The sequence below is a fragment of the Novosphingobium sp. G106 genome, from assembly GCF_019075875.1.
Classification (GTDB): Bacteria; Pseudomonadota; Alphaproteobacteria; order Sphingomonadales; family Sphingomonadaceae; genus Novosphingobium.
Genome location: NZ_JAHOOZ010000004.1, coordinates 110,245 through 132,025 on the forward strand (window position 1 = coordinate 110,245; position 21,781 = coordinate 132,025).

16 protein-coding genes and 3 pseudogenes are annotated in these 21,781 nt (G+C 61.6%); 10 read left to right on the forward strand and 9 right to left on the reverse strand.

All coding sequences use genetic code 11. From position 1 onward, the window contains the following. Positions 1 to 2: 2 nt before the first annotated feature. A complete protein-coding gene (locus KRR38_RS34355) occupies positions 3 to 1,046 on the reverse strand; it encodes a hypothetical protein (RefSeq protein WP_217408240.1) in 1,044 nt (347 codons plus the stop codon). Beyond that, a complete protein-coding gene (locus KRR38_RS34360; RefSeq protein ID WP_217408241.1) occupies positions 1,043 to 2,257 on the reverse strand; it encodes a TolC family protein in 1,215 nt (404 codons plus the stop codon). The genes KRR38_RS34355 and KRR38_RS34360 overlap by 4 nt, the downstream gene beginning before the upstream one ends. 365 nt (positions 2,258 to 2,622) lie before the next feature. Between KRR38_RS34360 and KRR38_RS34365 the strand changes: the two genes are divergently transcribed. The 4 genes and pseudogenes from KRR38_RS34365 (at position 2,623) to KRR38_RS34380 (ending at position 5,705) form a co-directional block, all read left to right on the forward strand. Beyond that, positions 2,623 to 3,306 (forward strand): response regulator transcription factor, encoded by a 684-nt coding sequence (locus KRR38_RS34365; protein ID WP_217408242.1) that lies wholly within the window; start codon positions 2,623 to 2,625, stop codon positions 3,304 to 3,306. A gap of 50 nt (positions 3,307 to 3,356) precedes the next feature. Next, positions 3,357 to 4,355 (forward strand): sensor histidine kinase KdpD, encoded by a 999-nt coding sequence (locus tag KRR38_RS34370; protein ID WP_217408243.1) that lies wholly within the window; start codon positions 3,357 to 3,359, stop codon positions 4,353 to 4,355. A gap of 253 nt (positions 4,356 to 4,608) precedes the next feature. Further along, positions 4,609 to 4,857, forward strand: a pseudogene (locus KRR38_RS34375) (IS3 family transposase); the annotation flags it as partial. A 191-nt stretch (positions 4,858 to 5,048) separates the two neighbouring features. After that, positions 5,049 to 5,705: a hypothetical protein gene (locus tag KRR38_RS34380; RefSeq protein WP_217408244.1), complete on the forward strand. Its 657-nt coding sequence runs from the start codon at positions 5,049 to 5,051 to the stop codon at positions 5,703 to 5,705. 1,107 nt (positions 5,706 to 6,812) lie between these two features. On the opposite strand, the pseudogene KRR38_RS34385 reads toward KRR38_RS34380, so the two are convergent. Together KRR38_RS34385 and lgt are read right to left on the reverse strand one after the other, a co-directional pair. Next, a pseudogene (locus tag KRR38_RS34385) lies at positions 6,813 to 8,535 on the reverse strand (peptidoglycan D,D-transpeptidase FtsI family protein). Positions 8,536 to 8,617: 82 nt separating this feature from the next. Beyond that, positions 8,618 to 9,469 carry a prolipoprotein diacylglyceryl transferase gene (lgt, locus tag KRR38_RS34390; protein ID WP_217408245.1) on the reverse strand — a complete coding sequence of 284 codons (852 nt, stop codon included), beginning with the start codon at positions 9,467 to 9,469 and terminating at the stop codon, positions 8,618 to 8,620. 126 nt (positions 9,470 to 9,595) lie between these two features. On the opposite strand from lgt, the gene KRR38_RS34395 reads away from it, so the two are divergent. Beyond that, positions 9,596 to 11,347, forward strand: a complete 1,752-nt coding sequence (locus tag KRR38_RS34395; protein ID WP_217408246.1) for a chloride channel protein — start codon at positions 9,596 to 9,598, stop codon at positions 11,345 to 11,347. Between the two features lie 101 nt (positions 11,348 to 11,448). Here the strand turns inward: KRR38_RS34395 and KRR38_RS34400 are convergent, their stop codons facing one another. From KRR38_RS34400 to KRR38_RS34410, 3 genes are all read right to left on the reverse strand, one after another. Further along, positions 11,449 to 11,775, reverse strand: a complete 327-nt coding sequence (locus tag KRR38_RS34400) for a hypothetical protein (RefSeq protein ID WP_217408247.1) — start codon at positions 11,773 to 11,775, stop codon at positions 11,449 to 11,451. A 1,058-nt stretch (positions 11,776 to 12,833) separates the two neighbouring features. After that, entirely contained in the window at positions 12,834 to 13,511 is a 678-nt protein-coding gene (locus tag KRR38_RS34405) for an MFS transporter (RefSeq protein ID WP_217408248.1), read from the reverse strand. After that, entirely contained in the window at positions 13,508 to 14,047 is a 540-nt protein-coding gene (locus tag KRR38_RS34410; RefSeq protein ID WP_217408249.1) for a hypothetical protein, read from the reverse strand. Before KRR38_RS34410 ends, KRR38_RS34405 begins: the two co-directional genes overlap by 4 nt. A 133-nt stretch (positions 14,048 to 14,180) precedes the next feature. Between KRR38_RS34410 and KRR38_RS38165 the strand changes: the two are divergent. Further along, positions 14,181 to 14,282, forward strand: a pseudogene (locus KRR38_RS38165) (LysR family transcriptional regulator); the annotation flags it as partial. Positions 14,283 to 14,295: 13 nt separating this feature from the next. Beyond that, positions 14,296 to 14,955: a LysR substrate-binding domain-containing protein gene (locus KRR38_RS34420; protein WP_217408250.1), complete on the forward strand. Its 660-nt coding sequence runs from the start codon at positions 14,296 to 14,298 to the stop codon at positions 14,953 to 14,955. A 441-nt stretch (positions 14,956 to 15,396) separates the two neighbouring features. Here the strand turns inward: KRR38_RS34420 and KRR38_RS34425 are convergent, their stop codons facing one another. Then, positions 15,397 to 17,793, reverse strand: a complete 2,397-nt coding sequence (locus tag KRR38_RS34425) for a TonB-dependent receptor (RefSeq protein WP_217408251.1) — start codon at positions 17,791 to 17,793, stop codon at positions 15,397 to 15,399. Positions 17,794 to 17,896: 103 nt separating this feature from the next. Here KRR38_RS34425 and KRR38_RS34430 point away from each other — a divergent pair, with 103 nt between their 5' ends. Genes KRR38_RS34430 through KRR38_RS34440 form a run of 3 tightly spaced genes read left to right on the forward strand, consistent with a single transcriptional unit; the run spans position 17,897 to position 20,260 of the window. Continuing rightward, a complete protein-coding gene (locus tag KRR38_RS34430) occupies positions 17,897 to 18,943 on the forward strand; it encodes a hypothetical protein (RefSeq protein ID WP_217408252.1) in 1,047 nt (348 codons plus the stop codon). 22 nt (positions 18,944 to 18,965) lie between these two features. Beyond that, the gene (locus tag KRR38_RS34435; protein ID WP_217408253.1) at positions 18,966 to 19,634 is read left to right on the forward strand and encodes a histidine kinase; all 669 of its coding nucleotides are present in this window, start codon (positions 18,966 to 18,968) and stop codon (positions 19,632 to 19,634) included. After that, positions 19,631 to 20,260 carry a response regulator transcription factor gene (locus KRR38_RS34440; RefSeq protein WP_217408254.1) on the forward strand — a complete coding sequence of 210 codons (630 nt, stop codon included), beginning with the start codon at positions 19,631 to 19,633 and terminating at the stop codon, positions 20,258 to 20,260. Before KRR38_RS34435 ends, KRR38_RS34440 begins: the two co-directional genes overlap by 4 nt. Before the next feature lie 347 nt (positions 20,261 to 20,607). On the opposite strand, the gene KRR38_RS34445 is transcribed toward KRR38_RS34440, so the two are convergent. Continuing rightward, on the reverse strand, positions 20,608 to 21,756 hold the full coding sequence (locus KRR38_RS34445; protein ID WP_217408255.1) for an aspartyl protease family protein: 1,149 nt from the start codon (positions 21,754 to 21,756) through the stop codon (positions 20,608 to 20,610). Positions 21,757 to 21,781 lie beyond the last annotated feature (25 nt).

Here is a 21,781-nt window from a genome sequence, read left to right on the forward strand (position 1 = left end):
GCTCAATCCCCGTCGCTCTCGGTCGGCGCCTGGCTGCGTAGCTCCTCGGAAAGAAGAAGTTGCGCGCCCTGGATTGCAGCCCGCGTCCCGGGGGGCAGATCGTGGACGATATAGTTGCCCGCCGCGTCGCGTTGCTCGGTGGAGACCGGCACCCGAACAAATGCGCCATCCGGGCGGCGACGATAGATCCAGGTCTTGCCCTGCCAGTTCACGACTGCTGCCGCGGCTATGGTCGTTCCCTGACTATTGGCGCCGGTTGCGAGTTGAGCAGTGACGCTCATCCCAGGCACCAGACCGCTTGTCCCGGGAACGACATAATACGCTCCCCGACCCGGCACGCGCGGATCGGCGCGTGCGGCGGCACCAACCAGCCGTGCGGGAACGCGAACGCCGCCGTCTCCTTCGACGATCAACGTCGGTGGTGGCGTTCCGGCGTCAGGCGGCAACGCCACCTGCAGCAGTAGGGACCGGCGGCTGACGATCGCATCCACCAGCGCGGAGCCTGGCCTCAGTGCCGGTCCGAATTCCTGGCGCGCGCTGGCAAGCGCAGTTTCGGCCTGGACATGCGCCGCATTGGCGCCAGCCTGGTCCGCAGCATAGGTCGCCTGCGCCGCCTGAAGCTGCGCTAGGGAAGCGTTCTGCGCATCCGCGTACAAGAGGCGGGTGCGGGCAAGGCTTGCTTTGGAGGCGCTCGCGCGCGCTTGTGCAGCGGAAACCTGAGCAGCGCCCACCGCCCAGGCGTTGGCAAGGTCGGTCAAACGGGCCGTGTCGACGACGGTTGCGAACACAGGCACCGTCGCCGCCGCCTCGCTTGCTGCAAGCGGCGCGGTAACGATTCCGCTGCGGGCCAATGTCGCGGCATCGATCCGAAGGACCGTCTGGCCATCATCGGTGAAGACGCGCTGAGGTGTCGCGACCGGCCGCTCGCGATCGGCCTCGGCGCCCGCTTCCGTGCGTGCTGCACCGATCGCCCAGATCGCGGCCGCGACCAGTCCGATGCCGATCACAACAGCGAAGATCATCCGAAGCCGTGAGGTGATCGTCATGGCGCTGTCCTGCTGCTGGTGGCCGGCGGCAACGCCACCGAGAAGATGGGGACGCGCAACGCGTCTTCGAGCTGGCCCAGCGCAGTCCGTTGGGCGGTAAGGGCTTGCAGCCGGGCATCCTCGCCCGCCGCATATTCGATCTCGCCTGTCAGCAGCGTGACACGGTCGATCGCGCCCGCGCGAAAGACGCGGGCGTTGCGCGCCTTGCGGTCGGCCTGTTGCGCGGCGAGCGCATTCGCTGCGGCAAGGCTGGCGCTGGCGGTTCGATAGGCAGCGATCGCACGGTCGATGTCACCGATGACCTGTGTCTGGAGCGCCGTAAAATTGGCTGCTGCTTCGCGGCGGCGCGCTGCGGCTTCTGCGATCGGGCCGCCATTGGCATTGAAGATCGGCAGGTCGGCCTGGATGCTCAACGCGAACTTGTTGTCGCCTTGGTCATATTGATAGCCCGGGCCGATCGCGAGGTTGGGAAAGCGGTTGGCGGCCTGGAGCTTCAGCGCCGCTTCACTGGCGGCGTACCGGGCGAGGCTCGCCCGGATGTCGCTTCGCGTGGTCAGCGCGGTCCGGCGCAAGGTGGCGAAATCTGTCGGCGGCGGAGCATCCGTGATGGCGGCATAATCCAGCCGGATACCATCGAGAGCCCGCACCGGAACGCCGATCGCGGTGGCCAAGGACACCCGGGTGTCGGCGACATCGCGCGCCGCATCCGAGACCGCCAGGACCGCCGCGTCCCGGCTGGCGCGCTCGCGGCCCATGTCGAGCGAGGATGCCTCACCCACGGCTAGGCGGCGCTCGACGAAGCCGGTCAAGGCAATTTGCAGGTCGCGGCGTTGCGCGACCAGCGTGGCGCGCCGTTCGGCGCTCCACAGCGCCACCATCGCCGAGCGTACCCGGCCGCGTAACTGCCAGCTCGCGCTATCGACGTCGAACCGCGCCGCCTCGGCCAGCGCCTTCGCCTCGCCGGTTCGTGCCTCACGCTCGCCGAACAGCTCAAGCAGCAGGTTGACCGCCGTCCCGATCGTCCAGGCGGTCGGAATCGCGTTGGTCGCGTTGAACTGCGGGGTCAGGTTGAATGACGGGTTGGGCCGCTGCGCCGCCGTTCGGATGGCTCCCTCCGCCACGGCAAGCCGCGCATCGGCAACTTCGATGTCGGGATGAAAAAAGACCGCCGCGAGCGTGAGGCGGTGCAGATCCCAGGGAGCCGTTGGCACTGCGGCTCCGCCGGACGCGGCGAGGAATGCCTCGAGCCTTGGATCGTTCAGCGAGCGGGCGTCCAGCGTGGCCGCGCTGATCTCTGGAGCGAGAGGCCTCGAAGGTACGGATGCACAGCCGGTCAACAGGACGGTCAGTAAAATTGCCGCCCTGTGTCTACCGCTCCCCCGGTGCATGGCCGCCTGCATTGTGTCCGCATTCCCCGATCGCTGGAGGGGAGCTATCGGAGCCCAAGCTGACGCGAGGCTGACGGCATGTCAGATTGTCGGCGCTCAATAGGCAAGCCATAGGTCAGATGCGCCCGCCGTCAGCCTCGCGTCAGCTGTGTGGTATAAGTGGCGGGTGGCGTACGCGGAGTCGGATCATGAGAGTGCTGCTCGTTGAGGACAATCGCGCGATGCGCGAGACGATCACCGAGCATCTGAGGGTTTGCGGATTTGCGGTCGACCCGGTCGGTCGGGGCGAAGAGGCGTTGGCAGCCGCTGCGGTCGCGGCCTATGACGCGATCATCCTCGATCTCGGATTGCCTGACATGGACGGCGTGGACGTCCTGCGGGAACTACGGAACTCTCGCGGCACACACACGCCGGCCCTCATCCTGACCGCACGCGACGGGATCGCGGACCGGGTCGGCGGCCTTGATGCCGGGGCAGACGATTATATCCTCAAGCCATTCGACCTCACTGAACTCGAAGCGCGGTTGCGCGCCGTCCTTCGACGGCCAGGCACGCGGCGCGACGTTATCTATCATTACGGCGATCTCTCGTTCGATCCCGCCTCGCGATCCGCTGCGGTCGTGAACACTGCATTGGATCTGACCCGCCGCGAGGCTTCGGTCCTAGAGGAGTTGATTCGCGCCGGGGGCCGAATCGTCGTGAAGGATGCGCTTGAGGAGCGCGTGTATGGCTTCGATGATGAAGTCGGTTCCAACGCTCTGGAGGCTTCGGTCTCGCGCCTGCGGCGCAAGCTTCTGACTGCTCGATCCGATGTGCGTATCGAGGCGGCGCGTGGAATCGGCTATCGCTTGCAGCCGGGGGTGGGGCTTTGAGACGATCGCTCGGAAGCCTCCGCGGACGGCTCGTTGCCGGGATGCTCCTCATGTTTTCGCTTGGACTTGGTGGAGCCTTTGGGCTGGATCCGCTGGATCGCCAGGCGCAGGCAATCGCCGGCACAGACTATTTCCTCTTCCAGGACCCTTATCAGGACATCCTGATCCTGTCGGTGTACAGCGCGGGCGCGATCCTGCTGATCTGGCTCGTGAGCGGTTGGAGCCTTCGACACCTTGCCTCGGCCTCGCGCGAAGCGGCGGTTGTTGGACCGGGCAACCCGGGCGCCCGCATCTCGACGACACGCCTTCCTGAAGAGGTTCGCCCACTGGTGGGGGCGATCAACGGCGCACTTGATCGGCTGACCGAGGCATATCAGGCCGAACAGCGCTTTGTCGCCGATGCCGCGCACGAACTGCGCACCCCACTCGCTGTGCTCAGCCTTCATCTTCAGCGCGCGAAGCTGGGAGGCACGCTCGATTGGGGCACGATCGACCATGACGTCCAACAGCTGAACAAACTCGTCGGCCAATTGCTCGATCTTGCTCGCAAGGAACACGCCCGCCAGACGGAGGTCGCGAGCGCTCGGCCGATCGTCAATCTCTCGCGCGTCGCACGCGAGGCGGCCGCGGCAGTCTTCCCGCTGGCGGACGGAGCAGGCCGAAAGCTTGACGTGGAGTTGCCCGACAATCTGGCTGTAAGGGGCTGTTCGGAGGATTTGTACGACATGATCCGCAACCTTCTGGACAACGCGCTGGTCCATGGACGCGGCAAAATCCGACTGGTCGCGGGCGTTGAGATTGGTGCCGGCAATGAGCGACTGGCCTACATCTCGGTGAGCGACGAGGGGGCGGGCGTGCCAGAGGCGCTTGGCGACACCGTGTTTGACCGTTTCCGCAAGGGCAGTCCCGATAGCATCGGCCATGGCCTCGGCCTCGCGATTGTCCGGGAGGTCGCTCGCGGCCACGATGGGAATGTCGCTTTCGAGCCGGGGAGACCGTGCCGGATTAGAGTGGAGATGGCGATGGCCAACAAACCGATCCAAGCCTAACGCATGGCGACGAAGCTGGGGAGCGCGTCCGAGAGGAGGGCAATGCGTTCGATCGGCGATGCCGGCTGATGGTCGACAGCCTGAGCCTCGCCCATGACCGTGATTGCGAGGCCGAGCTCGCCTCCGTTCTCACGGTCGAACTCGCTACCGCGCGATTGCCCGATATGGGATCGCTGCGGGCACGCTTTGCGCCCTCCAGGCGCTGCGGAAAGCCGGATTCCCGGTGCCTAACTAAGCTTAACTCGATCCAGCGATGACGGCGCTGTTGCGTGATGCAGGATGGATGGTCAACCGCAAGCGCGTCGAACGTATCTGGCGGCGCGAGAGTCTGAAGGTGCCGCAAAAGCAGCCCAAGCGGGGCCGGCTATGGTTGAACGATGGCTCGTGCATCCGGCTGCGGCCTGATTATCCGGGGCATGTCTGGGCATACGACTTCGTCGAGGGTCGCACACATGATGGCCGCAAGTTCCGCATCCTGACGATCATTGATGAGGCTATGCGCGGTGGCAAGCTGCGGGCTGGCAAAGGCAACCAGAGCGGAGAGTTCAGGGTGAAGCGGCTGGTGCGCATGAGGAACCTCCATGAAGTGCGTTCAAGGGGCAATACGCGCCCCCTCAATCGAGCGGCTATTTTTGCCGAGGGGTTCGCGGGGCAACTGCGTATATAGTAGATTGCCACGAGGAGAATGGCGTCGTGACTGACATCGAACTTGCGCTTGCGCGACTTGGGAGAGGCCCGATTCCTCCGGCATTGGTGGCGCTCGATGATGCTGTTCTGACCGGCGTGGCTAGGCGACAGCAGGAAGCTGCCCTGGCGCCGCGGTTGATGGGGGTCGCAGGAGCACTCGCGCGTAGCCTGGAGATTGTGTTTTCTCAGCTTCACACACGACGTTTCTCGGGTTTATTCTTTCGTTTTCAGGATTCCCATCATATGCGACTATTGCTTCTTGGCTCCTTTGCGTCTGCCGTGCTCATTTCCGCACCAGCTTACGCGCGTCCGATCCGCGTCGATATTCCCGTACAGATTCAGCCCAATTCCTGGGTCTACATTCAATGGGTCACGGTAAAAGCTGATGGCGGACGCACGATTGTTGCGGGATCCGTCAGCAATAAGAAATGGTTCGCCAACAGACGAGGTGACTTGCATGTCACCTTCGTCAAGGATGGTCAGCAGGTTGCATGTCAGGAAAGCAACTGGAGAAGATATCGATTCCACTCGCGTGGTCAGTGGCACTTCTCTGCCTCGATCGACGTCCCCGTCGCAAATATCGATAGCGTATCGATTGCGCACGTGATCCACGATCAAGGCAGCAATCACACATCGAATGGATCGACGTCATGCTCCGCATAGCCGGACGCTTCACGTCACGGCCAAGCCGGATATTAGCTGTTTTCGGAGTGGGACTGATGCTCGTCGGTTGTGCTTCAGCCTCACCGTTTACGGGCAAAATTGCGCTCGCGTCGGATGACCAGCTCGTCGTTGTCCGGGCTTCCGCGAGACTGAAACAGAATGGCGTTCTCATTGGCGGCGATGTCAGGAGACCCAACTTCCATGCGGGCGTAGTGCCTGGCCACCTCCATGTTGAAGGTAGGGACCGGAATGGCCAGATTATAGCTTCGGCGGAAGCGCCATGGGGTGAGTTCAAAACTCGACGATTTCGCCTTGCCTATTTTCGGGCATTCCTGAAAATCGAAAACCCAGCCGACCTTGCAGCAATCAGCGTCACGAGGGCTTCTGATACGCAGTAGCTTATCATGCCGATATAGTCCGTGGGGCCGTATCGATGCGGTCGAGGGCGGCTGGATAAGGCGGCCCTGGACCAGCGCCGAAAGCTGCCCCGATCAAAAAGCGGATGACTCGTCTCCGCAGGACGTGCAATCAGTCGCGCTAGCGCAGTTTTTTCTCCGACAAGCTCCCGGATGCTGCGGCGGGGCGACCGTCCCTATGTATCCACGCAGAAACTGAATGACGATCGAGCGCCTTCCGCAGACCGATATGTGCTGGAGTCGCGGGGGTGACTTGCGGCGTACGTCGATGGCTAGCCCATACATTGCCAGCAAGAGGCACCGTCAGTTCGTCCACGATGCATGCTCCGTCCAGTTCGAAATGTCTATTTCAGGCACCCGGAAATGATGAACCTATCGTGGAGTGGCATTGATCATTCTGCGTCCGAATTTTTCTGGCGGAACGCCGCCGCCCCAAACCACCGCAGACCGTTGACGATCGGTAAGCTGCTTCGAAGGGCAGCCGGTTTTGTCCAGCAGTGCGGGAGGCGATGATGTTGACACTTACGGCCTGGCTGATCGGGATCGCGTTGCTCGCGGCGTGCGCTTTACGAGACTACTAACCGCACGGGCGGCGCGCAGTCCTCGTCCGCATCTTTGGAAATTGCCGGCGCCGTTGGCAGATCGATACCGTAAACAAGCAGTTGCCCGTCTTGGCCGAGATTCGTTTAAGCTATCCTTTGTCGCTTACCAAAGGCGATAGGTCCGACATATCGATGTCCCGGTTTTCATCGGGCATGACACCCAGGAAGGGCCCAATCCGCGGGATGATTCGTCCCACCGCGGGCGCCGCGTTCCAGGCAGCGGTCCGCTGACCCGAGGTGGCGAGGGTCCCTTGAGGCTCGTCAAACATCGCGATCACGACGTATCGGGGGCGGTCCATCGGAAACACAGCCGCAAATGTGGTGATGAGCGAGCTATGCCGATAGCCGCCAGCGCCCGGCTTCTCGGCCGAGCCGGTCTTGCCGCCCACACGATAGCCGTCGACATCAGCTTTCTTGCCGGTGCCGTCCACCACGATCATACGCAACAGCTCACGCATTCGAGCGCTGGTCGTGGCCGTGAACACTCGTCGACCTTTCGATACTTGCCCTGGCTCCAATCTGATGAGCGTTGCGGGATGCCAGATGCCGCCATTGACCAGCGCCGCATAGGCTGTCGCCAGGTGCAGAGGGGTGACTGCAATGCCATGACCGAACGACACGGTCATTGTAGTAAGGCGGGCCCAGGTGCCTTTCGGCCAGAGAGGCAGGCCTCGCGCTGGCAGCTCTATCTGGGGCCGCTTGTCGAAGCCCAGCGCACGGAGTGTGGCACTTAGCCGTGGCCCCCCGAGCTCATCGCCCACCTGTGCGGTGACGATATTCGAGGAGTGGATCAGCGCTTCGGGGACATTCAGCGAAGGCCCAAAGTTGTGACTGTCGTGAATCTGGAATCCGTCAATCTTCAAGGGAGCACTTGATGGGTAGCGCTGTGCGAGGTCCGTTACGACGCCCGCGTCGAGTGCGGAAGCTATGGTGATCGGCTTGAGCACCGAACCCAGCTCGTACACCTGGTTGGTGACCCGATTGAATATGTTGCCGGTGCTCGCCTCATCGATCAGGTTCGGATTGAAGGAAGGCAATGAAGCGAGGGCGAGGACCTCGCCGGTATTTACGTCAAGAATAATACCGGCTGCGCCTTTTGCCTCGCATTCGGCCATCTCGCGGCCGAGTTCGTCCTCGAGCGCCCCTTGAACGCGAGCATCGATCGACAACACCGCAGGGATACCGCGCGTGTTACGATCCGTCAGGCGTTTGTTATAGACCTTTTCCATGCCCACGTGCCCGCGGCCATCGGCGTCGACAAAACCCAGCACGTTCGCGGCCATCGAGCCCTGTGGGTAGAAGCGCACGTTCTCCCGGGGGGAATTCAAGCGCGGGTTCGCCCAGAGCATGAATTCTGTTGGCATCTTCGGGAAGGATTCTGCGACGAAGATATCCCGGCTTGCCCGATGCGAGCTCGCCCGTCAGCTCGGCGGCGTTCTCATCCGGGAAAATTTTCACCAACTCGGCCGCAACTGCTGCAGGCGACTTGACCAGCGGCGGTCCCTTTTCGGTAATCGCTTTAGGATTGTACCACAAAGCATAAGCCGGAAATGCAAGGGCAAGCGGAACGCCGTTGCGATCTACGATTGTCCCGCGTTTGGGTAGCAGCGCCTCTGCCAGCGAGCGATTCCTCCGCGCTGGTTCGGACAGGCCGACAACGGCAATGCGGAACAGGGAAGTGATAGCGATAAGCGCAAAAAGACACATCAAGATCAGTGCCCGCCGCTTTGCGATAACCAGCAGGCGCTGGCGCGTTTCGTGCAATTCGGCACGGGCGGAGACTGGGATTGGCAAGCTGTGCGACGAAGTCATTCGCGTTTCCCTCCCGCAGTCCGGGCCGGCCATCGCGTTCCGCAGCCTGCACGATCTCGGGTCTGTTCAAGCTAGTCGGAAGTCACCCTCGGTTGGCAGACGGATATTCGACTTTCTGATGCGAAGCCCGCACGATGAGGGCAACGCCGACGATGATCATCGGAACACACAGCCATTGCCCCATGTGCAGTCCTGTCCTGCTGGCGAATTCGGCTAGCTGACTATCCGGCTCCCGGACGAACTCAACGAGGAAACGAAAGGCACCGTAACCCAGGATAAACGACCCCGATAACGTACCAGGTCGATAGCGCGCGCCGGTGAAGCGGAACAGGCACCAGAGCAATGCGAACAGCAAGGGCCCCTCGAGACCCGCTTCGTAGATCTGGCTGGGGTGGCGGGGCAGGGGGCCAGCGCCGGGAAAGACGATGCCCCAGGGAAGGGAAGTGGGCCGACCCCATAGCTCGCCGTTGACGAAGTTGGCGAGACGGCCGAGGAACAGCCCGATGGGTGCGCACATCGCGACATAGTCGATAATTCTCAGCCAGTTGAGCTTGTTGCGGCGGGCGTAGAGCAGGATTGCCAGGGCGACGCCGAATGCGCCGCCATGGAACGACATGCCGCCTTGCCACAGCTTGAATATGTTAAGGGGGTGGGAAATATATGCCTGCAGATCATAGAACAACACATAGGCTATGCGACCTCCGGCAATAATGCCGAGCGTAAGCCATACGATAAGATTGTCTGCGTCGTCACGCGACATCGGCGCGCCGGGTTCGGCAAGCAGCCGCACGAGATAGGACCACCCGAGCATGATGCCGGCCAGATAGGAGAGGCTGTACCAGCGCAGTGCGAAAGGCCCGATCTGAAGGAACACCGGGCTAAGGTGAAGGGAGGAGAACTGGATCGCGGTATAAGCAGATGCCGCGAGACTCATGGCAAGCGTCCGTTCTAAAGGCGGAAGCGCTCCTTGGCACCTTTTGGATTCGCCCTCAAACGGTATTCCCTTTCATGCATTCAACTATTCCCCGGAGCTGGATCCGCAACGTGCAGCCAGCTGGCCATGATTGACCGATTGCTCCGAACCGCGGGGGTCGTCGCGGCTGCCAGGCGGCTTTTTCGATCGAGTGAAGCCAGTTTCATTCTTCTTGCTGTGGGAGTTGGGATCGCCGCGGGATTGCTAGCCGCGATGCTCGGCAAGCTCGCACGCCTCATGCAGTCAGCGCTCTACGGTCTAAACGCCGAAGACCGGCTGAGCGGGTTGGCGAGTATTGAGCCAGTGCGGCTTCTAGCTTTGCCAGCCGGTGGCTTACTGCTGGGGGCGATTCTTTTGATGATCCGCAATCGCCAGCGCACGGCGGTCGATGTCGTCGAAGCGAACGCGCTCCACGGAGGTCGCATTCCCTTGCGAGATACGGTTCTGGTTTCCAGCCAGACGTTAATTTCGAACGGGTGCGGTGCGTCGGTGGGATTGGAAGCCGCATACGCACAGGCGGGTGGCGGCGTTGCCTCGCTCGTTGGAAGATGGCTCAATCTGCGGCGAAACGATGCGCGTGTTCTGGTCGGGGCCGGTTCGGGTGCTGCAATTGGCGCCGCCTTCGGTGCCCCGCTAACCGGTGCCTTCTACGCGTTTGAAATTGTGATCGGAGCCTACACGCCGGCGAGCATTGCCCCGGTCGTCGCAGCAACGATTGCCGCCGTCGTCACAGCGCGGACCTTGGGCGAGACACCTTATCTCATCGCTGCCGTCAGCAGCCAACACTTGGCGACCATCGATTATCTGCTCTATGCCGTGCTGGGCCTTATCGCAGCTTTGGTGGGAATTGCGCTCATGCGCCTCGTATCGCTCGCCGAAGCAGGCGTGCGGCGCAGTCCGTTGCCCGAGTGGCTGCGTATGGCGATGGGGGGGGCTCTTCTCATCCCCATAGCAATGATATCTCCCCAGGCGCTTTCGGCCGGGCATGGCGCGCTTCATCTGACGATCGGCGGGCAGTTGGCACTCCAAGCCCTGGTTCTTGTATTTCTCCTCAAATGTCTGGCGTCGATCGTTTCGCTAGGCTTCGGTTTCCGGGGCGGACTTTTCTTTGCTTCGCTTTTTCTGGGCGCGTTGCTCGGTCAGATCTGCGCTGCGATATGGTCGCTCATTCCGGGCGTCGTGCCCGTGTCGCCGGTGGACGCTGCCCTCGTTGGCATGGCAGCTCTTGCCGTGGCGGTCGTCGGCGGACCGATGACTATGTCCTTCCTCGTTCTCGAAGCGACTCATGATTTCGAGATTACCGCCATCGTCCTGACAGCCGCTCTCTGCTCCAGCGCACTCGTACGCGAACGCTTCGGCTATTCCTTCTCGACCTGGCGCCTTCATCTGCGCGGCGAGATTGTTCGGAGCGCACGTGACATCGGCTGGATGCGCTCATTGACCGCGCGAAGGATGATGCGAGCTGCACCCGCTACCACCCTTCCGACATTGTCCATCGCCGAGTTCAGGTCGCAGTTCCCCTTGGGGTCGACGAGCCGAGTGCTGCTCGAGGATGGCGAAGGACATTACGCCGGCCTGGTACCCACAGCTTCCGCTTTTGCCGGCGACGGTGATGGGTCTCGACCAGTGTCGGATCTTGCGATCCTGCAAGAGTCCACCTTGGCACCGGATCTGGCCATTGGCGCGGTGATGGAGCGCTTTGATGAAAGCGCTGCCGACGATCTGGCTGTTGTCGACGCGGAGGGCCGAATTCTTGGAATGCTGACGGAAAAATATGTACGGAAGCGGTACGCCGACGAAGTTGATCGCGCGCAGCGAGAGCTTTACGGCGAGAATTGATCGCACCTCCTCCAATTCAGCGCGTAGACGATGCGATACCCTTTCCTGCGGCATCGTCTCGTCATAGATATCCATCGCTTGAGCCAAAAGGGTTCCGCCAATTACCTCGCTGCGCGGGCAAAGGCTGACAAGTTCGGCAAGCGCCGGAACTTTTCGGCCAGATCGCGGATACGCACTTCATAGCTGGTCTGGCTGACGGGCCCGACCTTCAGCCGAAGTTGCACAGCGTGCCCCGCAGAACGCACTCGATGTCCAGCAACTTGCGCTGAACGAGGGCACGGCTTGGCAGCAGCATCCTTTGCTTCTGAGTCGCCAGCGTCTATGACGTGCACCGGCTTGAAGAGGCCTGCGCGCATCATCTGCGCGATGTCGCGGGTGTCATTATGATCAGACTTGCTGATCTGCTGGGCCTTCAGCAGCACCTTCAATGCCGCGCCTCAACGCATACCCTGGGCGAGCCTGCCTCGGTCAGGGCGCTCACCCGCCATTGCGACAAGGGTCCTACCTCGATCCCGACGCGAATCTAGTCGCTACTGACGGATGCCAGCAGGGTGACGATGTCATCTAGTTCGGTTTCTACCTTCCGCTCGCATAGAACCGTGCATTGCGTCGTCCACCACGCACACTGACATCTCCTTCACCGAGACATCCAGACCTGCAATATGCGCCATCGCCATCATTCCTTCCCTCGATACCCGAGGCCAGGCTCGACCCAAACCACGGCATCCTAAGTGAAGGACTGCAATTTCTTCTGCGCTAAATCGCAGCCGCCGCGATACACCATCTACGTCGGCGTATGATGACACTAGGATCGGATCCTCGCTGATCGCCACGAAACAGTAGCGGCTGCAGCCGTCAGTAGCGCGCCGAATACCAACCCAAGGCGAGGCGCTGCATCGACGTTTGTCCTGGTAAAAACCTGCGTGAGCAGCAACGCACCCAAAGTCTGCCCCAGCAGACGCGCGGTTCCCAGAAGCCCGCCTGCGGCAGCGCTGCGCTCAAGCGGAGCGGCAAGAAACATGCTGCTATTGTTCGCGACCTGGAACAGGCTCGATCCGAGACCGCAGACGATACCCGCCGCGATCAACGGCAGTATACGAGCAGAGAAAGGGGTGAGAGGGCATCGATCGCCAGCCCGGCGGCCAGGCTCGCTCCGCCGACACCGCACAATCGGGCGCTCGAAAGGCGGTCGACCAGTCGGCTGCTGACCGGCGCCGCAAGTGCGTTCGCAAGCGGCCACGATGTCATGCAAATCCCGACCATCGAGATCGGTTGCCCGAAACCATGTTGGAGATGAAAGGGCAACGCGAGAAGGCCCGTGGTCTGGCCCGCGAAACAGCATACAGATACTAGAACGGAAGTCCGGAAGCACTGAAGGCGCAAGAGATCGATGGGCAGAAGCGGCGTCATTTTCGGCAGCTCGCGCCTGATCACGACGGCCAGAGCAAGAATAGCGGCTAGCACCAGGACAGCGCTCGCCGCCGGCCTATGCCGCATTGCTTCGACACCGACGATGACGCTCCCGAACGAGAATGCGATCAAACCCATGCTGATGAGATCGAGTTCCCCTCCAGAGCGTTCCGCCCGCGGCAACGATCTCGTCGCCGTCAATACTGCCGCACCGACGGGAAGGTTCGCCAAGAATAACCAGCGCCAGCCGCCGACCGAGATGATGAGCGCGCCCAACGTCGGCGCTGCCGCGGGTCGCAAGTGCGACTGCCATGGCGTTCCAGGCGATGGCGGAAGCGAAGCGATCCGGTGGGAGGAACTGGCGCAGCAAGGCCACGGCCAGCGAAAGTATGGCTGCAGCGCCAAGTCCCTGAATCGCGCGCGCGATGACAAGCATTTCCAGGGACCTCGCCGCCGCGCACGCGACCGAGGCTGCCGTGAACAGCGCTACCCCTGTGGCGAAAACCGAACGGAGTCCGAAGCGCGCTCCGATCGTCACGCTAGGAAGCAAAGCCATGAGAAGCGCCGCCTGATATGCCGTTACAATTCGCATGGTGACAGCAGGAGATGCATCGAGTTCATTGCCGAGCGTCGGAAGCGCCATACTGACCGCGGCCGTGCCGAAGACGACGAGCACGGTCGAGCCCAGCACCGTGGCGACAGCGATGCGGTTTGCTGCCGGTCGCATAGGTACGGCGATCGACAGCTTGGTCATGCTGCGGCCATCCACATGCCGTTCCGCAGCGCATAGCGCGTCATGAGACCCGCGCTCGCTTCGTCCTTGAGGTCACGCTCCGTGAACCGGAACAGCACGGCCGGGCCTTGCAAGCAAAGCGTATCGTGAATGTCGCCCGGCAGGTAGATATGCGCCATGCTTGGCTGCAAGACGGTCGAACTCCGCTTCACAAGCTGCGACCCGCGGCCTGGGCCGCCGATGCGAGCGTAAGTCCCCATCTCTACCTCGCCGTGCTGAACTGCGTAGATAACCCAGCTCCGCCCGTAATCGTGCGGCGACCGATAGACGCCTTGCTGTTCGACGTGGGTCTGCAGCACGAAGCCATTGTCGGGATCGCGGTAGAGTTCCTGGCTAGCCGGATTGGCGCGGTTAATCTCGGCGAGCCAGGTTTCTGTGCTATCGGTTTCGGAAAGCACCGCCATGTGACGACAGCAATTGGCAATCACCTGCGCACCCACAGATTTCCAATCGCGGCTGATCGCGGCGACGCACACTTCCAGCGAAGTCTTGGTCATTGTGGTCTCCTGCTTTCCGTTTCGATGAAAGAAGGATAGGCCGCCGCGATATATGGCGGAATACGCATCGTTTGCATTCAATACATGCGTCAAACGCCGTATCAGGAACCCGGGATCGCGTTATAGCAGTCTGATGGTCCGACCCGATCTCAATCAGCTCGTGACGCTTGACGTCGTCCTGACCGAGGGGAGCGTTGCGAAGGCAGCACGGCGCATGCAGTTAAGCCCGTCTGCCATGAGCCGGGCACTTGCGCGCCTTCGCGAGACGGTGGGCGATCCGCTCCTCGTTCGCGCTGCGTGGAGAAGTGCAACGGCTCGTTCTGGAGGCGGAGGCCGTGCTTCGCCCTGCCGAACAGCTGGTTCCCGAAAAGTTGGCCCGAACCTTCACGATACGGGCGAGCGACGGATTTGCGGAGAGCTTCGGCCCCGTGCTCATCGGCCGCGACGCTCCTGGGGTCCACCTTCGCTTCGTACGCAAACTCGACAGAGACAGAGCGGCGCTGCGCGAGGGCATCATCGACCTCGAGACAGGTGTCGTCGGAGGCGATGTGGGGCCCGAGGTTCGTACGCAACTTCTGTTTCGGGACCAGTTCGTCGGCGTAGTTCGTCAGGATCATCCCTTGGCCAGCGGCAAGGCGACACGGGCGGCCTATTCAAATGGACGGCACATCTTGGTCTCGCGCGACGGTAAGAGCAGCGGCCCCGTGGATGAGACCCTGAGGGAGGCCGGTCTCAAGCGAGAAATCGTCGCTTCGGTGGACGGATATGCGACAGCGTTGATGCTGGTGCGATCATCTGAACTCATCGCTTCGGTACCCGAGCGGCATACCGAACCCCTTAGCAGGCTGTTGAAAAAGGGTTTCGAGCAGTGGTGGCGAGCAACATGGAATCTCGGATCAGCACATTAAAGCACGATCGATTCAAGATGGCGCCGAGTTGGCTTCGATTGTTGCTCGACAATGCGGTCGCTCCGACTTTTTCAACAGCCTGTTAGGGCCGGGCTGCACACATTTGCCTTACCAGTAAAGATGCCGCCGCTAGCGATCTCGCTGATGTGGCATCCGCGACAGGATGCGGATTCCGGACACCGCTGGCTGCGAGGATGCCTTCAGGATGCTTGCATCGTTTCGAAAGCGGCTGATCGAGGTAAAGCACTCTATTGATCGGCAGGTTGTAACGACTTGCGAGACTAGAGCCGGAAGGGCGGCACATCGTCGGAAGTCGTTAGATTCCCATACTGAAAGTCATGTTGGTCACGTCAATATACAAGAAATAAAAAGCGGGCGGTGCCAAGCACCGCCCGCTGAGTTTGAGGCGGGACTCGCACCGCCCGGTTCTGGAAAAGTCGTTCAGAAGTTGATCGTACCCTCCACCCCAAAAGTCCGGGGCGGATTGAAGTTGGCGTAGTCGCCGAGGATCGCTGCATTGGCGGCCGACCGGCGATAGATGTGGGTCTCGTTGAACAGGTTGCGGCTCCACACCGACAGCGTCGCGGTGGTGCCGGCACGGCCCATCGGGATTTCGGCCAGCGCGATGCTTCCGTTGAATACGAGGCTGCTATCGGTCTTCACCGTTTCGGACTGGAAGCTGTACTGCGGATCGGCATAGGCGCCGTCCAGATGGAAGCGGACCGCCGTGCCCGAGCCGCCCACCGGCACGTCTACGTCGACAAAGCCCGAAGCGGCGTTCTTGGGCGTATAGACGATGAACACGGGCGCCAGCACGGTGGTAGTCGCTGAGCTGAGGAACGGATTCACCGTCGCCGGCACGCGGGTATAGGTGTAGGCATAGGATGCGCCAAGCGTCACCTGGTCGATGGGGTGGATCGTCAGGTCGGCTTCCAGGCCGCGGATCTTGGTCGTCCCCGGCGCGTTGCGCGTCTCTTCCGTATGCAGGTTAAAGGTCGGACTGGCGGGATTGGTATCGACGTTGTCGAAGTCGATCTGGGTACCCTTGCGGTCCATAATGTAGCCCGCGAGGTTGAGGCGCACCTTGCGATCGAAGAACTGCATCTTCGCGCCCGCTTCATAGGATCGCACCGATTCCGGCCCGAAGGCGGCGAAGGTCTGCGAGCGGTCGTTGGCGCCGCCGGCGCGGTAGCCGGTCGCATATTTGATATAGAGGTTGATGTCGGGCGCCGCGTCCCAGGCCAGCGTCACCATCGGGTCAAACCGGCTCTGCGAGAAGGCGAAGGGGAAGTTCGTGGTCAAGCCGTTGACGACAGTCAGCGTGCCCTCGCGCTTGTCCTTGGTCCAGCGGCCGCCTGCGGTCAGATGAAGCTGCTCGAAGCCTGCCGGGGTGAAGGTAGCCTGGCCGAACAGGGCATAGCTCTTCGCCTTGGCAGAGCTGTCGCGCTGGCGGAACCAGTCTGCCGGATCCCAGCCCTGGTTGGCCGAAGTGATCGGGCCGGAAACGTCGCCTTGCAATATGGTGTAGGCGGTGCCGTTGGCGTTCCACTGGTTGGAGGCCGGCGTCGCAGCCCGCTCGGTCGCATGTTCGTTGTAGTAGTAGCCGCCGACGACCCAGTCGATCTGCGGCATGGATCCGACGAGTTGGACTTCTTGGCTAAATTGGTTCTGGCCGAGGTAGGACAGGCTGTAGCGACTGAACTTGGTGTTAGGCGCGAAGATCGTGCGGTGCGCCCCTCCCGAATTGTCGTACTGGATCGTGCTGACCTTCCGCCACGCGGTGATCGACCGCAGCTGGATGCTCGGTGCGATGTCGTATTTCAGCGTGCCCATGAAACCCTGCGTGCGATCGACGCTGTACTGCTGCGGCACACCGATCTCGGCGGTCTTCTGCCGATTGTCCCCGCTGACCACGACAAGCGGCGACAGTGGCGCAATACAGGCCGAGCAGGCAAGGCCGGTGGTCGGCGAGGTCAGGACGCCCGCGCCGTTATAAACGCCGACGACGCGGCCCTGCGGGTTGTAGTTGACCAGTTGGCTGTAGAAAGGAGTGTTCTCGTCTTTCGCCTTGTCGAAGGAGAGGTCGAGGCTCAGGCCTTCGAACGGCTTCCACAGGGCCTGGATACGCCCCCCGACGCGGTTGTAGGCGTTCCAGCCGAGCTGGCCGACGAGCGGGTTCCTGGTCGTCGCGCCCTGGTGCTGCATGACGCCGTCGATCTTGATCGCGATATTGGCGAACTCCGGCAGGTCGAGGTGCGCTTCGCCGGCGTACTGCCCGTAGTTGCCGACGCCGGCCTTGACGCGGCCGTCGAACTCGCCGGTGGGCGCCTTGGTAACGATGCTCAGGGCACCACCCTCGGTGTTACGACCGAACAGCGTGCCCTGGGGGCCCTTAAGAACCTCGATGCGCTCGACGTCGAACAGAGCGGCATTCAGACCCTGTGAGCGGCCAAGGTAGACACCGTCGATATAGACGCCGACGCCGGTGTCGCGCGCGGTTTGGTTCTGGTCGAAGGGAACGATGCCACGGATGCCGACAGTCAGCGCCGACTGGCGCGCCTCGAAGGTCGCGACGCGAAGCGAGGGGATCGAGCCCTGCGCAAAGTCGATCAGGCTCTGGACGTGCTGCTTCTGAATGTCCGCCGCGCCGACGACGTTGATTGCGATCGGCGTCTTCTGGAGATTGGTTTCGCGCTTTGTGGCTGTGACGACGATGTCGTTGAGACCGCTGGCGTCGGCAGCGGCCGCATCCGCCGATCCCGTGTCGGCATGCGCCACGCCACCCAGAATCGCCAGTGCGGCCAGCGGAAGCGTGGCCAGAACCCGTTGATACCTCATTATTCGTAGCTCCCCGAAGGCGCAGGGCAATCCGGGAATCGGGGCCCAGCAAGGTCAGTAACTTTCGTTACGGGCGCCAGTATCTTTTAATGACTACAGTTATGTGACGGCAGGTGACGGTATCGGGAAACTCGCCGCACTGCCCGCGCAGGCGCGATTGACTGCACGGCTGCAAGTGGCATTCAGGCGCCGCTATCTAAAGTTTCCGAAGGCTGCGAACTTGAACCAAAGCTTGACCCGGTCCCGATCCGGCCGATTCCTGGCCGGCACGCGCGTGGCGATGGCGCTGCTGTTCGGCTTGTGGATATGGCTGAATCCAAGCGAAGCGGCCGATGAGGTGCCCGCAACAATACCGTTGTTCGAGGTGTATCTGATCTTCGCGGTCGGCACACTGGCGATTGCCTACAAAAGCTGGTGGTTCGAGCATCGCCTGGCATTGCCGGCCTTCGTCATCGACGTCGCCACCTTCGTTACCGGCCTCGCCATCACCGAAGCAGTAGCGCTGGATTTTTTCAGCGCCTTCATGACCTTTTTCGTGTTTCTGACGCTCAGCTCTGCGGTGCGGTGGAACAGGCACCGGGCGCTAGCGGTCGCTGGTCTGCTCGCGCTCTGTTTCCTCCTCGCCGGAATGCTGGTCGATTGGCGCGGGCTTCAGATCGACCTGCCGAAGTTCGCGCGGCGCTTCGGCTATTTGGTCATGCTATCGATAATGCTGATCTGGTTTGCAGCCACGCGAACCCGAGCTCAGGCTCCGCGCTTTGTCTGGAAATCTGCAACGGACTGTGACGATCCGCTGGGCAAAGGCCTTGCCTACGCCGTGCAGACCTATGGCGCAGGCGGCGGAGCGCTCGCCTGGCTTGGCGAAGGCGAGCGGCATCCGCGGCTGGTGCACACGGGTGCAGTCGATATGGAGGAACCGCCTCGCAGGCTGGACCATCTGGATAGCATCGACAATCCTCTGCTCTTCGACATGAAGCGCGGACGGCGCCTGGCCTTGGACAGCCAGGACCGGCTGTCAGGGGATCGCGCCGTGCGGCCCGACAACATGGCGGATGCGATCGGGGTCGACGAGGGTCTCTCCATTCCGATCTTCAGCCGCACGGGCCGGGGGGCAGCTCATTCTCGCACACATCGATGGCCTATGTTCTGACGATCTACTTCCGGCCCGAGCCGTGGGGCGCGAGATCGCCTCCGCGATTGATGACGAAGAGACCGAAGCGCTCATACGCGAAGTGGCGATGTCGCGCCTGCGATCGCAGATCGCTGCCGATCTTCACGATAGCGTCGTTCAGACCCTCGCCGGAGCGAGTTTCCGGCTCGAAGCACTGAAGGAAAATCCCGCAGCCGGCGCGGCGCGGTCCGAGATAACGACGATCAACGCCGCGATCGCGGCCGAGCAGACCCATGTCCGCACGATGATCGACAAGCTGCGGCGCGGCGTGGTTCTGCCCGGCGAACGGAACCTCTATCAGGAAATCGCGGCATTGACCGAGCCGCTGGGCGCACAATGGAAAATCGAGATCAGTGCGGAAGAGCCGGCTGAGCCGATAATCCTGTCCTCGGCCCTGACGTTCGAAATCCAGCAGATCCTCCGCGAGGCTGTCGCCAATGCAGTGCGCCACGGCCGAGCCAGGACAGTTCACGCCAGCTTTGCCACATCGGAGCGAGGCACGTTGATCCTGACGATCATCGACGATGGGAGAGGCTTCCCCGTTGACGGCAAGGCCATGCCCCGGTCGATTTCGGATCGGGTATCGCTGCTCGGCGGCACGATGCACCTGGCTTCTTCGCCCGGAAACACTGGAATCACCATCGTCATCCCGATAGCGAGGGCGGCATGAGCCGCATCCTCATCGCCGACGATCACGAGTTCCTGCGCGCCGGCCTGGAAGCCGTGCTGGGCAGCCTGGGGCACATCGTGGCCGCCTCTGTCCCGGACGGCGATACGGCTCTCACCGCAATCGAGAAGAGCGATCCCGAGATCGTCATCCTCGACATCCGGATGCCAGGTCGGACCGGCGTGGAAGTGCTCCAGAGCCTGAGGGCAAAGGGCGACCGCCGTCCCATCCTTCTGCTGGCGGCCGAAGTCGACGATCGTAGCCTGGTGGCGGCCATCGACGCCAAGGTCGACGGCATCGTCCTGAAAGGCGAGAGCGCCGGAACACTGCAGCAGGCGATCGAAGCGGTGGTAGCCGGCAAGCGCTTCATCGACATCGCCCTGATGGATCGCGCCTTCGAGCTGGTATCCCAGCCCCCTGTCCGGAGGGCTTTGGACGCGCTGTCGCCACGCGACCGCATCATAGTCGAGCGGGCAGCAGCGGGCCTTCGCAACAAACAGATCGCGGAAGAACTCGGCATTTCGGAAGGTGCGGTGAAGATCTTCTTGCACCGGGTGTACGACCGGCTCGGCGTGAGCAACCGAACCGAACTCGCCCAACTCGTACTTCGCGTCACGATGTCGAAATAGATGCCCGCTTCAAAATTCTATCTAGAAGCCGCCGGACAGCTCAGCCAAACACCATTGCGCTCAGTCGAGAATTCGGATCGCAACACTCTTTAGTCATATCTAGGAAATTTTATCTGCAAATCATAATAGGCTTCAGGAAACCTTTGAAGTGCATCGTAAATATAGATCGCAGAGTCTAATTATGCGACGGTCGCGAAAAATTTCACGGTCATTAACGCCGGATTATTCGTCTATATCCGAATGTGGTTGATCCGATAAAATCTGAGAGTCGCGCGGTCGGTCGGCCAGGAAATTTCAAGCCATTTGCACTGAGACTGGACGCGATCGAAAAATCGTCTCCACTACTTTCAGAAATAGTCAGAAAGTGTGAGGCTTACCACCCTTCCGTCCAACAGTCCGAGCTGGATGGCCTTGCCGGCAGGACCATATCCGAAACGCTGTCCCCGCGCGGGATAGGTCGTCGTAATTTGCCTGCCATCGATCGACTTGATTACGTCCCCCTCCCTCAAACCCGCATTCCAGCCGGGACTGTTTCGCGCCACATGAACCACACGAATGCCGTCCGGTGCGCGCTGGCCGCCAAGACCCGAACGATCCTTCGGAAAGTCCGCGGCGAGCAAGGCGGCATCTGCCATGAGATGAAATGTCTCATTGCGCAGCCTCATGAACACGTCGAAAGCGCGGAAGAAAGGCCAACCGACATAAATGGGCTGCGCCATTTCCCAGTCTTCAAGGATATGGACAGGCAGAGATTTCAAATGAAATGGTCCCATCTTCACGTCATTGATGCAAAAGATCTCGCCGAGTGAGGTTCCTTCGATTCCGGCAGTCACAGCAGTAGATGTCCGGCGCCCGTTCAGCAGACCGGTCTCGCGCACGAAATCGGCCGACATCATCATGGTGACGTTGCTGCCCAGGTCGACGATGGCATCGCCGTGATGGTGCCCTTCGATTGTGAGCGCGATCGCAGGAAATCCCTCGTTTGCGCCGTAGAGGTTCACCTGCTTGTGATCAGGACCAATGGGCGTATGTCCTGGCTTGAACGCCCGCATCCGTTTGCCGACAAAATCAACTTGAAGGTCGATCGACGTCAGAACGTCCTGACCGACCACGAATGGCAGATCTAGCCGGTTGACTGCCTCCATCTGCGCGAGATCGAAACCGCCTATTGCCAGATGCTTCACCGAGACGCCGAACATTTCGAACGAGTCCAACTTGTAGAGTTCGCCGGGAAGCTGTTCGGTGAATGTCTGCACGAGTGTCTGCCCGAGGTATGGCAAACCCATTTCGAGAGCCAGGTCGTGCCGGAGGATACTGCGCAGACTGCCGCTATCGACGACCGCTCGCAGGGTGCGTCCGTTTATGGAGACAGGAACGGTAAGATAGCGATCGCGGTCGAGGTCCAGCGGATACCACCCGGGCTCCGGTGTCGGCGCCGATGCGCCGAGAGAGCCGGAAATTCCCAGCACGGGCAAGGCAAGCGCGATGGTCAGCATTGTCTGTCGCCGAGAGATGAGTGGC

Coding starts and splice junctions, on each gene's coding strand:
- KRR38_RS34355 (WP_217408240.1), bottom strand. CDS start 1,046: ATGACGATCACCTCACGGCTTCGGATGATCTTCGCTGTTGTGATCGGC.
- KRR38_RS34365 (WP_217408242.1), top strand. CDS start 2,623: ATGAGAGTGCTGCTCGTTGAGGACAATCGCGCGATGCGCGAGACGATC.
- KRR38_RS34370 (WP_217408243.1), top strand. CDS start 3,357: ATGTTTTCGCTTGGACTTGGTGGAGCCTTTGGGCTGGATCCGCTGGAT.
- lgt (WP_217408245.1), bottom strand. CDS start 9,469: ATGAGTCTCGCGGCATCTGCTTATACCGCGATCCAGTTCTCCTCCCTT.
- KRR38_RS34395 (WP_217408246.1), top strand. CDS start 9,596: ATGATTGACCGATTGCTCCGAACCGCGGGGGTCGTCGCGGCTGCCAGG.
- KRR38_RS34405 (WP_217408248.1), bottom strand. CDS start 13,511: ATGACCAAGCTGTCGATCGCCGTACCTATGCGACCGGCAGCAAACCGC.
- KRR38_RS34410 (WP_217408249.1), bottom strand. CDS start 14,047: ATGACCAAGACTTCGCTGGAAGTGTGCGTCGCCGCGATCAGCCGCGAT.
- KRR38_RS34425 (WP_217408251.1), bottom strand. CDS start 17,793: ATGAGGTATCAACGGGTTCTGGCCACGCTTCCGCTGGCCGCACTGGCG.
- KRR38_RS34440 (WP_217408254.1), top strand. CDS start 19,631: ATGAGCCGCATCCTCATCGCCGACGATCACGAGTTCCTGCGCGCCGGC.
- KRR38_RS34445 (WP_217408255.1), bottom strand. CDS start 21,756: ATGCTGACCATCGCGCTTGCCTTGCCCGTGCTGGGAATTTCCGGCTCT.